The organism is Streptomyces sp. NPDC101234, from assembly GCF_044767525.1.
Taxonomy (GTDB): domain Bacteria; phylum Actinomycetota; class Actinomycetes; order Streptomycetales; family Streptomycetaceae; genus Streptomyces; species Streptomyces sasae.
In genome coordinates this window covers 1-14967 of the sequence record NZ_JBIWOA010000079.1, presented here as the reverse complement: position 1 = coordinate 14967, position 14967 = coordinate 1, and the positions used below count along the sequence as shown (strand labels likewise).

Annotated in this window: 11 protein-coding genes and 3 pseudogenes; 7 read left to right on the top strand and 7 right to left on the bottom strand. The window is 68.1% G+C overall.

What is annotated here, in order from left to right:
• From ACIRR9_RS54975 to ACIRR9_RS54960, 4 genes and pseudogenes are all read left to right on the top strand, one after another.
• Positions 1 to 306, top strand: a 306-nt coding sequence (locus ACIRR9_RS54975; protein ID WP_403769332.1) for an acyl-CoA dehydrogenase family protein, incomplete at its 5' end; no start/stop codon positions are given.
• Positions 303 to 1181: a 3-hydroxybutyryl-CoA dehydrogenase gene (locus ACIRR9_RS54970; protein WP_403769329.1), complete on the top strand. Its 879-nt coding sequence runs from the start codon at positions 303 to 305 to the stop codon at positions 1179 to 1181. The genes ACIRR9_RS54975 and ACIRR9_RS54970, both read left to right, overlap by 4 nt.
• 222 nt (positions 1182 to 1403) lie before the next feature.
• Positions 1404 to 1586 (top strand): hypothetical protein, encoded by a 183-nt coding sequence (locus tag ACIRR9_RS54965; protein WP_403769326.1) that lies wholly within the window; start codon positions 1404 to 1406, stop codon positions 1584 to 1586.
• Positions 1587 to 2234: pseudogene (locus ACIRR9_RS54960) on the top strand (SDR family NAD(P)-dependent oxidoreductase).
• An 80-nt stretch (positions 2235 to 2314) separates the two neighbouring features.
• On the opposite strand, the gene ACIRR9_RS54955 reads toward ACIRR9_RS54960, so the two are convergent.
• The 7 genes and pseudogenes from ACIRR9_RS54955 to ACIRR9_RS54925 all read right to left on the bottom strand — a co-directional run bounded on the left by ACIRR9_RS54955 (position 2315) and on the right by ACIRR9_RS54925 (position 9333).
• Positions 2315 to 2536, bottom strand: coding sequence for a hypothetical protein (locus ACIRR9_RS54955; protein ID WP_403769334.1), 222 nt, complete (start codon positions 2534 to 2536; stop codon positions 2315 to 2317).
• 77 nt (positions 2537 to 2613) lie between these two features.
• Positions 2614 to 2877: pseudogene (locus ACIRR9_RS54950) on the bottom strand (hypothetical protein); the annotation flags it as partial.
• On the bottom strand, positions 2877 to 3374 hold the full coding sequence (locus ACIRR9_RS54945; RefSeq protein WP_403769323.1) for an MmgE/PrpD family protein: 498 nt from the start codon (positions 3372 to 3374) through the stop codon (positions 2877 to 2879). The pseudogene ACIRR9_RS54950 and the gene ACIRR9_RS54945, both read right to left, overlap by 1 nt.
• A 1010-nt stretch (positions 3375 to 4384) precedes the next feature.
• Positions 4385 to 6277 carry a hypothetical protein gene (locus ACIRR9_RS54940; protein ID WP_403769321.1) on the bottom strand — a complete coding sequence of 631 codons (1893 nt, stop codon included), beginning with the start codon at positions 6275 to 6277 and terminating at the stop codon, positions 4385 to 4387.
• Positions 6278 to 6359: 82 nt separating this feature from the next.
• Positions 6360 to 7256 carry a carbohydrate ABC transporter permease gene (locus ACIRR9_RS54935; RefSeq protein ID WP_403769318.1) on the bottom strand — a complete coding sequence of 299 codons (897 nt, stop codon included), beginning with the start codon at positions 7254 to 7256 and terminating at the stop codon, positions 6360 to 6362.
• Between the two features lie 2 nt (positions 7257 to 7258).
• Positions 7259 to 8164 carry a carbohydrate ABC transporter permease gene (locus ACIRR9_RS54930; protein ID WP_403769315.1) on the bottom strand — a complete coding sequence of 302 codons (906 nt, stop codon included), beginning with the start codon at positions 8162 to 8164 and terminating at the stop codon, positions 7259 to 7261.
• A complete protein-coding gene (locus tag ACIRR9_RS54925) occupies positions 8164 to 9333 on the bottom strand; it encodes an ABC transporter substrate-binding protein (protein WP_403769312.1) in 1170 nt (389 codons plus the stop codon). Before ACIRR9_RS54925 ends, ACIRR9_RS54930 begins: the two co-directional genes overlap by 1 nt.
• 468 nt (positions 9334 to 9801) lie before the next feature.
• Between ACIRR9_RS54925 and ACIRR9_RS54920 the strand changes: the two genes are divergently transcribed.
• From ACIRR9_RS54920 to ACIRR9_RS54910, 3 genes and pseudogenes are all read left to right on the top strand, one after another.
• Entirely contained in the window at positions 9802 to 10809 is a 1008-nt protein-coding gene (locus tag ACIRR9_RS54920) for a LacI family DNA-binding transcriptional regulator (protein WP_403769309.1), read from the top strand.
• 163 nt (positions 10810 to 10972) lie between these two features.
• Positions 10973 to 13019 (top strand): annotated as a pseudogene (locus ACIRR9_RS54915) (beta-galactosidase).
• Positions 13020 to 13096: 77 nt separating this feature from the next.
• The gene (locus ACIRR9_RS54910) at positions 13097 to 14869 is read left to right on the top strand and encodes a family 43 glycosylhydrolase (protein WP_403769306.1); all 1773 of its coding nucleotides are present in this window, start codon (positions 13097 to 13099) and stop codon (positions 14867 to 14869) included.
• The last annotated feature ends 98 nt before the right edge of the window (positions 14870 to 14967 follow it).

Genomic DNA, 14967 nt, shown 5'->3' with positions numbered 1-14967 from the left:
GCCGACATGGCCATGAAGATCGCCGCCGCCCGCGCCCTCACCTACCAGGCCGCGGCCGCCTCCGAGCGCGGCGACGCCGACCTCACCTTCCAGGGCGCCGCCGCCAAGTGCTTCGCCTCCGACGTCGCCATGGAGGTCACCACCGACGCCGTCCAGCTCCTCGGCGGCTACGGCTACACCCGCGACTACCCGGTCGAACGCATGATGCGCGACGCCAAGATCACCCAAATTTATGAAGGCACGAACCAGGTCCAGCGGATCGTCATGGCCCGCAACCTTCCCGGAGTCCAGGGGGGAGCTCGATGAGTGCGAACACCGATGCCATACGACGGGTCGGCGTCGTCGGCTGCGGGCTCATGGGCTCGGGCATCGCCGAGGTCTGCGCCCGCAATGGCCTGGACACGCTTGTCTACGAAGTCAGCGAAGAGGCGCTGGAGGCCGGCCGGAGCAAGATCGACCAGTCACTCGACCGGGCCGTCAAAAGAGGCAAGCTGACGGCCGGGGAACGCGACGCCGTGGCGGGAGCCTTGAGGTTCACGGTCGATCTGGCCGACTTCGCCGATCGGGATATCGCCATTGAGGCCGTGCCGGAGGACGAGGAACTCAAGACGGGGATCTTCTCCACCCTTGACCAGGTCATGCTTCGACCGGATGCCCTGTTCGCCTCCAACACCTCGTCCATCCCCATCATGAAACTCGCCGCGGCCACCGCCCGTCCGGGTCAGGTGATGGGTCTGCACTTCTTCAATCCCGTCCCGGTGCTCGATCTCGTCGAACTCGTGCCGTCACTGGTCACGAGTGACGACGCCTGGTCGAGGATGCGCCAGTTCGCCACGGCGGTCCTGGGACGGCATGTCATCGTCTCCCAGGATCGGGCAGGCTTCGTCGTCAACTCCCTTCTGATTCCCTATCTCCTCGCGGCGATCCGCATGTTCGAGTCCGGGTTCGCCGTCGCCCAGGACATCGACGAAGGCATGGTGCGCGGGTGCGCTCACCCGATGGGCCCCCTGGCACTTGCCGATCACATCGGTCTGGACACGACGCTGGCCGTGGCAGACTCCCTGTACGCCGAGTTCAAGGAGCCCTTGTACGCGCCGCCGCCACTGCTGTCCCGGATGGTCGAAGCCGGCCACCTCGGACGCAAGACCGGACGAGGGTTCTACTCGTACTCCGCCCAGTGACTCGACGACCGGTTCGCGGGAGCCCGCGCTCGAGCGCGCTGCCGGTGGGGAGCCCTGTCGTTCCCGCGAACACCGTTGCCCGGCATGGTTCGCCCTCCCACCGGCAGGCCGGACCAGGGAGGTTGGATCTTGGGGCACGGTGTCCATGAGGCATGTGGCGTCCCACGGACCACAGCGGTGTACACAATCTGCGCCACCGGGACGAAGGGAAGTGCCATCACTATGTCCACTTGGCTGATCACGGGATGTTCGGCCGGGTTCGGCCGCGCCCTCTCGCAGGCGGTCCTCGCACAAGTTTGGAACGCCGTCGTCACCGCGCGGAGTGTCGCGTCGATCCGGGACTTCCAGGCTCTGTACCCGCACACCGCGCTCGCGTTGCCGCTCGATGTCTCCGCTCGGGCGTAGGTGGCAGAGGCCGTTCAGGTAGCCGAGAACCGGTTCGGTGGCGTGGACGTGTTGGTCAACAACGCCGGGAACGGTTATCGCGTCGCGGTCGAGGAGGGCGAGCGGGAGGACGTCGCGGAGCTGTTCGGTACCAACCTGTTCGGCGCGGTCGAGATGATCAAGTCAGTGCTGCCGGGCATGCGGAAGTGGGCCAGCGAAGCGATCGTGAACGTGTCCTCCATCGCGGGCCGCCTGGCCATGCCGGGATCTGGCTAGTACGCGGCCACCAAGTTCGCGCTTGCCGGCGTCTCCGATGCGCTGCGCAAGGAGCTCGGTCCGCTGGGCATCAAAGTTCTGCTGGTCGAGCCAGGGGCCTTTCGCACGGACTTCGCCGCGCGGTCGCTCCAGAAGTCCCGGACCGTCATCGCTGGCTGCGCGGACACGGCCGGCCGCCGGCGCAAGGAGAACGACGACTCCCACGGCTGTCAGCCCGGCGATCCCGCCCGGGGTGCCCAGGCCGTCATCAAGGCGGTCGAGTCCGCGGAGGGGCCGTTCCGGCTCCTGCTGGGCAGCGACGCCGTCAAGGTCGTCGGAAACGAGTTGCAGGCCCAGCTGGACGAGCTCCAGGCATGGAAGGAGACAAGCCCGAGCCCCGACTTTCCCGAGTGAGACGGCCTCCGCTGAACGGAGGACCGCGCGGGCCCCGGAGATTCGTTCCCGGGCCCGCGGCCGTATTGGCTCAGCAGGCGTTACGGCTGTTCGGTGAAGAGTTGCAAGACCTCACCCACGTGCTCCAGATCCTCCAGCTTGCGCATGCGGGAGATCCAGGAGCCCACATCCTGGTCCGGCAGTGCTTCGCTCCATATGGCGTCCAGGTCGTCCCAGGTGACCCCGCCTCGCGCGGCGTGACCACGGGAATGGCCGACGCGTTCGGAGTGGACACCGCCGTCGCGGGTTCTGATGGTGACCACGGCGCCGCGTCCATCCGGTCCTGGGCCTCCAAGAGCGGATTCACGATCAGGGTGATCCGGGCCCGCAACGGTGCGAAGGCGGGATCGGCGAGGAGGGCGGGGAAGTGAGTCTTGTCGAGTTTCAGGCCGCCGCGCAGCAAGGCGGCGGCGAGCATGTCCTGTACGCAGATGTTGTGCATCCTCCGGTCATCGACGATGCGTAGTGCCCGGACCGGCGTCCCCACCTCGACCGCGGAGATCGTCTCCGTCTCGATGCCGTGTCGGGCGAGGAGCGACAGGGCCGCCTCTGCCGGAGCGTGGATCGGGTAGCTGGCCCGTACGAACTTGAAGTTCGCGCCCATCACGGCGAAGTCACGGCCAAGTGCCCGCGTCGCCGTTTCTGCCGTGGCATCCGTTCCCAGGCGTCGAACACGCCGTGCGGATCTCCCAGGACGTCGTCGCACCCCTCGAACCCCGTGCACGCCATGGGCGCGGCGCTGACGCCCGCCATGGCGTACTGGCCGTTGCAGAACGCCTTGCTGATATGCCGTTGTTCGTGGAACAGCGCGCACAGGCTGTTGGCCTGGAACGTCGCCAGCGCCATGGCATGACCGTACTGGCCCGGGTCGAGCCCCATGGGTCGGCCGCACGCGACCGAAGTGGCGATGGCATGGAGGAAGTCCGAGTTCAGGTGGTGCCGTTCCTTGACTTCGAAGAGGCCGCCGCATGCTTCGACGAGTCTGATACCGACGTCGTAACCCAGAGCAACGGCGTTCAGCGCTGTCGCTCCGGTCGAACCCTGTCGTTCGGCCATGGCCATCACGGCGTGGACCAGCGTTGCGCCTGGGTCTGACGACATGGGCACCGTCGATCTCGTTCGCGTGTCCCGCCGTACCGTTCGCGAGGGCGGCGAGGGGCGCGCAAGGAGGTTCCGATTACATGGCATTCAGGAGTGCCTCCCATTCCTACGACGTAACGCGCCGTTAGCAGGCTGGCCGGCTGTTCCATGTCGAAGAGGTCACTCGCCAACTCGTCCAGGATCACCTGCTTCGCCCATTCGCGGACCGCTTCGGGGATCGTGTCCACCGACATCGAGGCTGCATACCGACCGAGCGTGAGTGTCGTCGATTCGCTCACGGATCCACCGCCTCAACGAGCAGATCGGCCGCTGCCTAGGGTGCGGTGATCATCGCGTCGTGGGTGGCGTGAAAGATGCGATAGCCGAACTTCGGGTCTTCGGTGTGTCGCTTGCGGGCTCTGGCCAGGACGTGCGGTTCCAAGGATGATGGAACGCATTCGATGAACAGGCCAGGGTGGCTCCAGGCACGGTCCGTGACACCCACCCGGTCCTGACACGTCTTGAGGGGCTGTGGTGCACCGGTTGACCCAGACGGCGTCGTCGGGGTCCGTGACCCCGTACCAGGAGGCGTCTGACGGCGGCAAGTACGAGCCCTTGCCGCCGTTCCCCGCCGCTGCGACATGCTTGGCGGCGCGGGTGGGTCCGATCATGTCGAACACCGACTCTTCGGTCCCGGGACGTGGGCGTCGAGGTAGACGAGGCTCCGGACGTGCTCGGCGATCTCTTCCATGGCACCGGACACGATCTGCCCCCGTAGCTGTGCGCGACGACAACGGCGTCTTGGATGTCCTTGAACTCAAAGGTGGCCACAAGGTGCCCCTCGATGTCGATCTGCAGTTCGTACTGGTCGTCCGGCGCCTCAGCGTTCCGGGGCGGTTCCCAGGAGAGGCGGGGGCGGCCGCCGGACACCGGTCGCCGCCGAAGTCGACCGCTGACTCGGAAAGGTTGTCGAGGGCGTTGAGAGCCATTCGGTCTGTGTCCTCCGGTGTCCGGAACCGGAACCAACTGGGTCAGCTGCCGTTGGCCGGCTGCGTGTAGGTGGTTCCGTCGATGGTCGTGGTGAGCGTGCCGACCGCCTGGAAGTCGTTCCTGAGCATCACGGACGGGCCGAGGGTGAACCCCCCGGGTCCGGTGCGCTTGGTGCCGGTGTGGCGGCCGGACAGCGTCAGGTTCTCGGTCCAGGTGACGCACGCGAGAGCCGAGGCCGTGCCGGGTGTGCAGCCGAGTGCCGTCTCGGAGACGCGCTCCACCTTCTCGGTGCCGCTGATGATGTTCGTACCGTCGTCGCTGTAGGCGCGGTACTCGACGCCGATGCTCAGGGTCTGGGTGCCGGCGCTGTTGTCGGCGATCCGTACGACGGCCGATCCCTGAGCCTTTCCGCGCAGCGTGTACGTACCGGTCGGCACCGGCCTGGCCTGCACCGGAGTCGTGCCTGGGGCGTAGGGCAGGCCCCAGGTCTGGTCGGAGACCGGCGCGGGAGCCACAGGCGCGCTGGGCTTGAGGCCGGGGAAGCGGGCGATCATCAGCCGGCTGTTGCGGCCTCCGGGTTCCGTCGAGTCGGCGCAGCGATGCGGGGCAGGGTTGGCACCGCAGGCCAGGTTCTCGGTGTAGACGACAGCGGTGCTGTCGGCGAGCCACACCGGGTCGGCGGCGGCGTTCCAGTGCGGATCCGATCCGGCGTTGACCTGGACGCCGTGACCGGTCCTGGGGCCGACGAGCCAGGGCGAGAAGTAGCGGCGGTTGCCCTGGTTGCGGATCCCGGCGACGTATGCGGTGGTGGTCAGTTGGGCGGTGAGCGGCGGGACGCCCGGCAGGCCGGAGAGGAAGTCGAGGCGTCCGGAGCCGTTGACCTCCTCGGCGAGCAGCCATCTGCCGTCGGGGGACATGGCCATGGGGTCGGTGTAGTGGGCCTGCCGGGTCAGCGGCCGGGAGGAGCCGGTGGCCAGGTCGGTGGCCCAAGCGTCCATGCTGTCGGACCGAAGGCTCTGGATGCCGAGGGTCGCCCGTCCGTCGGCGGTGAAGCCGCGCGGCTCACCGACCATGCCGGCGTGGTTGAGTCGCAGCCGGTTGCCGTCCTCGACCCGCAGAGGCTGGTAGGCCGACGACGGATTCTGCAGGACCGAGACCTTGGTGAGCCGGTAGCGCCGGTTCTGCCGGTCGTAGGCGAGCCGGCCGACGTATGGGATCTCCGTAAGGGCCCTGAAGTCGAGGACGTCCCACACCATGTGCACGCCGTCGGGGCTCAGCCGCCACTCCCGGCCGTTGTTGATGCCGTTGCCGTCGGGGGCGAAGAGAGGCTTGTCGTTCCAGTAGATGGGGACGACGCGGGTGTCGGCGGGGGTGCAGCGTGGGTCGGTGACCGCGTAGTCGGCTCCGTCGGTCCCGCATTCCAGGATGCCGTTGCCCACCAGGACGCGCTTGCGGTCGGGCAGTTCGTTCGCGGGTGGGTAGACGAACTGGCTGGTCTCGATCTCGGAGCCGAAGGACACCCCGCAGGTGAGGCACTTCCATGCCTCGCCGTTCGGGAAGGTGCCGCCGTCGGTGCGGACGACCAGGACCTGAGGGCCGCTGTAGACGCTCGACGGGCCGGAGTCCGGTGCCCCGGCGTAGGTGATTCCGAGGAGTACGTACTTCGGGTCCCTGGCGGGGCCGGGTGATCCGATGCCGCCCCAGTCGGCCGAGACGCAGCCGGTGGGATGGGTGCACACGCCGTCCGGCGGGACGGTCGGCGGCACCGGCAGCTCCTTGATGTCGACCCGCGGCCGATGTTCCGGCGCCGCGGCCGGGGCCGGCTGGGCGGCGGCGGGGCCCTGGGTGCCGGCCAGGGCCGCGGCGAGCGCCAGTACGGCGGCCGCGGTGCCTCTGGTGAGGGTGGAACGCGTGCTCCGGACTCTCCTGATCATTGCAGCTCCCTCGCTGGTCGTTCCCTGGGCACTTGAGCGACTGGTCGTTGCGTGTTCATTTGAGCGACTGGTCATCGCGTGGTTACTTGAGCGCTCCCGCCGAGAGCCCGCTGATGATGTGGCGCTGCGCGATCGCGTAGAAGACGACGATGGGCAGCACCGCGATGAGCGAGGCGGCGAGCAGGATCTGCTGTTGCGGGGAGTCAGCGGAGACGAAGTTGGTGAGTCCCCGCTGCACGGGCATCAGCGAGCTGTCGTTGAACAGCACCAGGCCCATGAGGTACTCGTTCCAGACCTGCATGGCCTGGATGACGGCCACTGCGACGAGGCCCGGCTTGGCGAGGGGAAGGATGATCCGCCAGAAGGTGCCGAGCAGTGAGGCGCCGTCGATGGCGGCGGCCTCCTCCAGTTCCCTGGGCTGGCTGGCGAAGAACCCGCGCATGATCAGGATGGAGATCGGCAGCCCGCCGGCGATGAGCACCAGGATGTAGCCGATGCGGGTGTTGGCGAGCCCGAGTGTGATCAGCAGCTTGTACTGGGCGATGAACGAGGCCGGCAGCGGGATGATCACGATGATGAAGACGGCGGCCACGACGGCACCTCGTCCGGGGAACTCGATACGTGCCAGGGCGTACCCGGCAAGGCTCGCGATGATGAGGATGCCGATGACCGCGGCCGTGGTGTAGAGGAGGCTGTTGGGCAGGTACTGGCTGAGACCGCCCTCGTTCCACGCGGTGGCGAAGTTGCCCCACTCGAAGGGGTGGGGGACGGGGTCGGCTCCCTTGTACAGCTGCTTGGCGCTCTGCAGGGATCCGCTCAGCATCCACAGCACCGGCACCAGCGCTTGCAGCGCCCCGGCGATCAGCAGGGCGTACAGTGCGATTCGCGGACCGCGCAGTCGGCTTCGGCGTCGCCGACTCCCCTGCGCAGGCGTCGTCGCCGTCTTCGTCCTCGGCGCCGCGTCGAGAAGCGTATTCACCGTCAAACACCCTTCTTCGCACTGGAGTCCGTGCTTCCGCCGAGCCTGCGGGATACCCACAGCTGAACGCAGGCGAGAACGACCAGGCACACCCCGAAGATGACCGACATCGCGGCGGCGGGGCCGTACTCGTTGTACTGGAAGGCCTGTTGGTAGATGTGCAGGGTGGGGACCTCGGTGTGACCGGCAGGGCCGCCGTTGGTCAGCACTTGCACGGTGCCGAAGATCTGCAGGCCGCTCAGCAGGGTCAGCACGCTGACGACACCGGTGACATGGGACATCCCGGGCCAGGTGACATAGCGGAACTGGGCCCAGCCCCGCGCCCCGTCCAGCGACGCGGCCTCGTACAACTCCTTGGGCACGTCCTGCCGACCGGCGAGAAAGAGGACGAAGCCGAAGCCCCAGTGGTACCAGACGAACACAACGGCGACCGCGATCAGGGCCGTCCTGGGGTCACCCAGCCAGTTGTGCGCGAGACCGCCGAGGCCGAGGGACTTCAGCGTCCGGTTGACGATCCCGATGTTCGGGTCGAGGAACCACGAGAACATCACGCCCACCACCACCGTGGAGAACACCCCGGGCAGGTAGTAGAGGGTGCGGAAGAACGCCGACCCGCGGCGGGCCCGGTGCACGGCCAGGGCCATGACCATCGACACCACGTTGGCGACGACCAACCCGACGACGCCGAAGACGACGCCGTTCTTCATTGAGCCCCAGAACCCGGTGTCGTGCATCACTTGGCGGTAGTTGGCGAGCCCCACGAACGGCGTGTCCAGGCTGACCCCGTCCCAGGACTGGAAGCTCAGCAGGATGCCCTGGACGAAGGGGACCACCGTGAACACGGCGATCACAGCCAGCGCCGGCGTCAGGAAGAGCCAGGCGGCCAGCACTCGGGTGCGGCGCCGCACTACGCGCTCCGCTGTGCCGCGTCGAGGTCGCCGAGGACCTGGTCGACCGTGCGCTCCTTGAGCATGATGGCCTGGACGCCCTTCTGCAGGGCGGTGATGACCTGCTGCCGCATCTGGTTCGGGACGAGTTGGACGTCGGAGATCTTCGCGGCGATACCGGCCAGCTGCTGCGGAATGTTCTTCTCCGACACCGTGCGCGCGGAGGGTATGAGCGGAACCTTCTGGGCGAAGACGGTCTGCTGGGCCGGCTCGGTCAGCCACTGGACGAACTTCAGTGCCTCAGCCGAGTTCTTGCTTCTGGGGTTGATCGCGGCGCCCTTGGCGGCACCGCCCACCAGGCGCGGCGCCTGCGTGCCGTCGTCGGCTTTGGGGAGCGGGAAGGATCGGAAGGCCGTGAAGTCCGGGGCGGTCGCGCGGGCCACGCCGACGGCCGAGGTGCCGTCGAAGATGGCCGCGACGCCCTGGGTGCTGAAGAAGGCCTTCTCCACGGTGGGGTTGTCGGTGTTCCCGGACGGAAGCGAGCCGGTGGCGATCACGCCGGCGTCCCGCAGGTCGATCAGGATCTGCATGCTCTTGCGCCAGCCGTCACTCTTCCAACCGGACTTGCCGAGGAAGGTGGCGTTCAGCTCCTCGTCGGTGAAGTAGTTGGACGCGTAGCCCTGGACCAGCTGGTTCGCAAGGCTGGTTGCGAACCAGAAGGGGCTCTTCCTGGACTTCTTGATCTTCACCAGTTGATCGATGAACTCGCCCATGCTGGTGGGTGGTTGGTCCGGGTTCAGACCGGCGGCCTTGAACATCGTGGAGTTGACGAAGATGCCCAGTGCCGGGACCTCCCAGTGCGCGCTGTAGATGCCCGGCTTCACTCCCTGCGGATTGTCCGCCCCGAAGGTAGTTGTCCTGAGCGTGGCGGGCCGGAAGGTGTCGCCCCAGCCTGACTTCATCCGGTCGGTCAGGTTCATGGCCCAACCGGCCTTGTAGTACGGCGCCATGGAGAAGGCGTCGACCACCGAGTAGATGTCCGGCATGTCGCGGGACTGGGAACTCGACTGGAGCTTGGTCAGGAAGTCGGTGGGGCCGACGTTGTCGATCCTGATCTTCACGCCGGTCTGCTTCGTGTACAGCTTGGCCAGTTCGGTCAACGACGCGGCCTGGCCGCGGGACTGGTTCATGAACACGATCTCCGAGCCGCCCGATCCCCCCGACCGGCCGGAGCCGCAGGCTGTCAGAGATGTGGCGGCGAGACCTGTGCCGAGCGCTCCGAGGAGGAAGCCGCGTCGGGAGGGCCCCGTGGCGGTGGAGGCTGAACCTGTCGGGCCTGACATGTGGAATCGCGTCATCTCGGGTCTGCCCCTTCGGGTCTGTGGCGAGGACGTCGCGCGAGGAGCCGCTGGTCGCGGAGAATCGAAAAGATGGGCCCTAGGAGCTCGAAATTAATTTCTGTCAACCACGCTGGCGGTGAACGCTAGGTGGGCGACAACCGCCCGTCAACCCTTATTGCAGGGTTAATTCCGCTGGATATCACAGGGTGTTGACCCAACGATCTTTCGAAAATAATTTCGGTGTTAGGCTGCCGAACAGCGCGGGTCACTGACCCGCCGCCCTGCCTCGGGAGAGCTATGGCATCCGATCCTCAACGCGTGACCCTTGCGAAGATCGCCGAATCCGCCGGTGTATCGGTGGCCACCGTCTCCAAGGTCATCAACGGTCGCCCCGACGTAGCTCAGCAGACACGCGACAAGGTCCTGGACCTGATGCGCCAGTACAACTACGGCGGCTACCGCGACGACCTGCGGGCCTATCCCACCGTCGAGCTGTTCTTCGGGTTCGAACGCCTGAGCATCTACCACACCGAAATCATTCAGAGCGTGGTGGACGCCGGGGCCCGTGAGGGCATCGCCGTGGTGGTGGGCAGGCGCGGCGACCACGATCCGGCGGCTGATCCTGCGGCCTGGGCCCGCGGCTTGGCTGCCGCTGGGCGGCGCGCCGTCATCGCCGTCACGGCGAACACCTTGTCGTCCCCGATCCGCGCGGCCCTGGACAGGGTTCGGATGCCGCTGGTGCTACTCGACCCGGAGTCCCTGCCCGACAATTCGATCGTCAGTGTCGGTGCGACCAACTTCTCAGGCGGGCATGCCGCGGCCGCGTATCTGCTCTCGCTCGGACACCGTCGTATCGCCTACCTTGGCGGCACGGAGCACGCGGGTTCCAACCAGGCCCGGTTGCACGGATTCCGCAGTGCCATGGAGGCGGCCGGCGCACGGGTGCCGACCGAACTGGTCTGCCATGCCGGCACGTTCCATGCCGCCGAGGGGATCGAGCACGGTGGGCGACTCCTTGCCCTGAGTCCGCCGCCCACCGCGGTGTTCGCCTCCTCCGACGAACTGGCCGCCGGCGTCATCGAGGCAGCCCGGCGGCGCGGCCTGCGTGTACCGGAAGACCTGAGTGTCGTCGGCTTCGACGACACTCCGCTGGCCCAGGTGACCTCCCCGCCGCTGACCACGATCCACGGCCCTGTCCGCGAGATGGGGGCCGTGGCCCTGCGCACCGCTCTTCAACTGGCCGCCGACGAGAAGATCGACTCCCACCACGTCGAACTGGCCACGCAGTTGGTCGTACGAGAGTCCACTCGCCCCCCGCGCGACTGACACGGGCAGCCTCCTTCGTCTCTGCGGGCGCGCGGCCGCCCACTGACGGCTGCTCTTCACCTGTCGCACACCGCCACCACGGGCCCGTCGTCGTCACGCGGACCCGTGGACCCCGGCGACGCGCCGCCCACCGTCAGCGCACCACCCGATCCGAAGGAAAGCCATGTTCCAGCTGCCGCAGCGGATCCTGTTCGGCGCCGCGTATTACCACGAGTACCAGACCTGTGAACGTCTCAAGGACGACCTCGACCTCATGGCCGAGGCTCGCTTCACCGTCATCCGCGTCGGTGAGTCGGTGTGGTCGACGTGGGAACCCGACAACGGGCGTTTCGACCTCGACTGGCTCCAGCCGGTCCTCGACGGCGCGCACGAACGCGGCATCGCCGTGATCCTCGGCACCCCGACCTACGCGATACCCCCGTGGCTCGCCCGCCAGTACCCCGAGATCGCCGGCGAACGCGGCCCGAGGCAACGCATTCCGTGGGGCTCGCGGCGAGAGGTGGACTACACCCCCCCGGCGTTCCGCTTCCACGCCGAACGTGTCATCCGCGAAGTCGTCGGCCGGTACGCCGAGCACCCGTCCGTCATCGGATTCCAGGTCGACAACGAGCCCGGCCTGGAGCTGTTCCACAGCCACGGCGTGTTCCAGCGCTTCGTCGACCACCTGCGCCACACCTACGGCGAGGTGGACACCCTCAACCGTGAGTGGGGTCTGATCTACTGGTCGCACCGGGTGTCCACCTGGGCCGACCTGTGGACACCCGACGGCAACACCCAGCCGCAGTACGACCTGGCCTGGCGACGCTTCCAGGCCCGCCTCACCACCGAGTTCATCGATTGGCAGGCCGGCATCGTCCGCGAGTACGCGAACCCCGGCCAGTTCGTCACCACCTGCATCGCCTACGACCGCCCGGCAGTGGAGGACGACGCACTCACACGCGGTCTCGACATCGCCGCGGGCAACCCCTACTACGCGATGCAGGACTTCCTCGCGCTCTCGGACACGCGCCCCTCGCACGCGGCCACCATGTCCAACGACGGAACCTGGGCGCTCTACCGCATCGCCGACCGCGTCTATGCCTCCTGGCAGGAGCCGTTCCTGGTCACCGAGACCAACGCCCAGACCATCGGCGGCTCCTGGCGCAACAAACCCGCCTACGACGGACAGTGGCGCCAAGCCGCCTGGGCCCTGATCTCCAGGGGCGCCTCGATGATCGAGTACTGGCACAGGCACACCCTGCACTGGGGCACCGAGACTTACGTGGGCGGCATCCTCCCGCACAGCGGCCGATCGGGTCGGATCTACCGCGAACTAGCTTCTCTGGGAGCCGAGTTGGAGACGGCGGGCGAGCTGGTCGCCGCTCTCACCCCGGACGCGGACGCGGCTTTCCTGTTTTCGCTGCCCAGCAAATGGGCGTCCGCAGGCCCAGCCTTCGCTGGCCAGGCCGGACGGCTCGTCCGACGAGCGCTCCTACGAATCCCTCTTCGACGCCTTCTACCGCGGCGCGTTCGACGCGGGCCTGCAGGCGCGCCTGATCCATCCCGGCCAGCTGGGCACCATGGACCTGCTGCCGCTGCTCGTCGCCCCCGCGTTCTACGTCGCGGACGACCCGACGCTGGACCGGCTGCTCACCTACGCGGAGTCCGGTGGGCATCTGGTGATCAGCCCGCGCACCGGCTACGTGGACCTCGAAGCCAGGGCCCGCACCGACATCCAGCCGGCCCGCCTTGCCACAGCCGCCGGTGTCTCCTACGACGAATTTACCAACCTGGACGCACCGGTGAGAGTGCACGGCAGTCCCAGGCTCCCGCTGCCGCCCGAGGCCCAGGCCCTGCACTGGGCGGAGGGTCTCGTCCCCGACGGGGCAGAAGTGCTGGCCACCTACGACGATCCGTACCTCGTTCGCTGGCCCGCCGCCACGACCCGCTCGTACGGCACCGGCCGTATCACCTATATCGGCGCGGTGCCCGCCCCGACCTTCGGCGAGGCACTGTTCCGCTGGGCCGCCCACGCCGGGGCGTGGGGCCGCCCCCACCCGAGCGTCACCGCGACCTCCGCCACCGCCCGTGACGGCCGTCGGGTCCGCTTTCTGCATAACTGGTCATGGGACCCGGTGTCCGTTTCCCTGCCCATGACAGCGGAGGACGTCCTCACCCACCTCGCTCATGAGGCCGGCCAGCCGGTCGAGCCCGGCCCGTGGGACGTGTAGGTGTTCACGGAACGCGGCTGACCTGGCCGCCGTCACGAGCTCACCGTCCACCGTCACTCACCCCAGGAGACCCGGCGATGCGTCCTTCCCAGCGTGTGATCTGCAATCCCCTCGACCTCGCCTACCGCTACCAGGACATCCGCTCCACCGACGGCGCCGACGGCACGCGCGGCGGCGAACGGCGTCGGTCCGTCCACCGGGAGGCGGCGGATCCCTCCATCGTGCGGTACCGGGGCCGCTTCTATATGTTCGTGTCGATGTCGGCCGGGTTCTGGCACTCGGAGGACCTGCTGCGGTGGGAGTACCGCCCGACCTCGAAACTGCCCGCCCTCGACTACGCGCCGGATGTCCGGGAGGTCGACGGAGCGCTGTACATCAGCGCGTCCAGGAGAAGGGACAACTGCCCCTTCTTCCGCAGCGTGGACCCGTTGGCCGACGACTTCGTCGAAGTCACGCGGGGCACCTTCCCCTTCTGGGACCCGAACCTGTTCCAGGACGACGACGGCGCCGTCTACCTCTACTGGGGCTGTGACAACGACACGCCCCTGAAGGGGGCGCGACTCTCGGACACGTTCGAGCGGATCGGTGAACCGCTGCCCCTGGTCCGGGCCGATGTGGCCGCCCGCGGCTGGGAACAAGTCGGCGAGGACGACGTCACCGCGTCCACCCGACCCGACCAGGAGAGACTCCTCTCCCGGCTGCGGGGCAAGCCCTATATCGAGGGTGCGTGGATGACGAAGCGCGGCGGGATCTACTACCTTCAGTACGCGGCGCCCGCCACACAGCTCAACACCTACGCCGACGGCTACTGCACGGCCGCATCCCCGCTGGGACCGTTCGAGTACTCGCTCGACAGCCCGTTCTCCTCGAAACCCGGTGGCTTCATCACGGGGGCAGGCCACGGAAGCACCTTCCAGGACCGTCATGGGAACTGGTGGCACGCCGCGACCATGCGCATCTCGGTGAACGACGACTTCGAACGGCGCATAGGGATCTTCCCCGCCGGATTCGACGACGACGGGGTCCTCTTCTGCAACCAGAACTTCGCCGACTACCCGTTCGTCGTCCCGGACGGCCCGTTCGACCCGTGGACACCCCCGGCCTGGGCGTTGTTGTCCTACAAGGCGGTTGCCTCGGCCTCTTCCTCCGCCCCCGGCCACACCCCGGCTTCGGCGGTGGACGAGGACGTCCGCACCTGGTGGGCGGCCGGGGGCCGCGATCCGGGCGAGTCCCTGACCGTCGACCTCGGCGAGAGCAAGACCGTGTACGCGGTGCAGGTCAACCTGGCGGATCACGAGCTGGGCGACATCGCTCCGCAGGTCCCCGAGGGGGCCGACTGGAACGCCGAGATCTGGCGCGGCATCTTTCCCAGCCATCAGCCCGTGGAGACCGTGGTCGAGGTGTCCCGGGACGGGCGGCAATGGACTGCCGTGCGCGACTCCCGGGGAACGGACGCCGACGCACCGCACGCGTTCATCGTGCTCGACGCACCGGTGCGCGCCCGGTTCGTCCGGGTCACCGGGGGCCGCATGCCGTTCGAGGGCGTCTTCGCGGTCAGCGGTGTACGGGTCTTCGGCACAGGCGACGGCGCGGCTCCCGGCCCGGTCCGGGCTCGAGCCCGCCGTGTCGACGGCCGCACCGCCAGGATCGAGTGGGACGCTGCGAGTGGGGCCACGGGCTACAACGTCCGCTACGGCCGCCATCCGGAGAAGCTGTACCACAGCTGGCAGGTCCATGAGCAGACCTCGCTCGACCTGCGCTCGTTCAACGCCGACGCGGATTACTGGGTAGCGGTGGACGCGTTCGGCGAGGGCGGTATCACGACCGGGGAGCCAGTGCCGGTGAAGTGACCGGTGGTGGGGGGGGGGGGGGGGCCCCCCCCCCCCCCCCCCCCGGCCCGCCCCCCCCCCCCCCCCCCCCCCCCCCCCCCCCGCGGCGCCCCCCGCGG

Coding starts and splice junctions, on each gene's coding strand:
- ACIRR9_RS54925 (WP_403769312.1), bottom strand. CDS start 9,333: ATGAACCAGTCCCGCGGCCAGGCCGCGTCGTTGACCGAACTGGCCAAG.
- ACIRR9_RS54945 (WP_403769323.1), bottom strand. CDS start 3,374: ATGTCGTCAGACCCAGGCGCAACGCTGGTCCACGCCGTGATGGCCATG.
- ACIRR9_RS54970 (WP_403769329.1), top strand. CDS start 303: ATGAGTGCGAACACCGATGCCATACGACGGGTCGGCGTCGTCGGCTGC.
- ACIRR9_RS54940 (WP_403769321.1), bottom strand. CDS start 6,277: ATGATCAGGAGAGTCCGGAGCACGCGTTCCACCCTCACCAGAGGCACC.
- ACIRR9_RS54910 (WP_403769306.1), top strand. CDS start 13,097: ATGCGTCCTTCCCAGCGTGTGATCTGCAATCCCCTCGACCTCGCCTAC.
- ACIRR9_RS54965 (WP_403769326.1), top strand. CDS start 1,404: ATGTCCACTTGGCTGATCACGGGATGTTCGGCCGGGTTCGGCCGCGCC.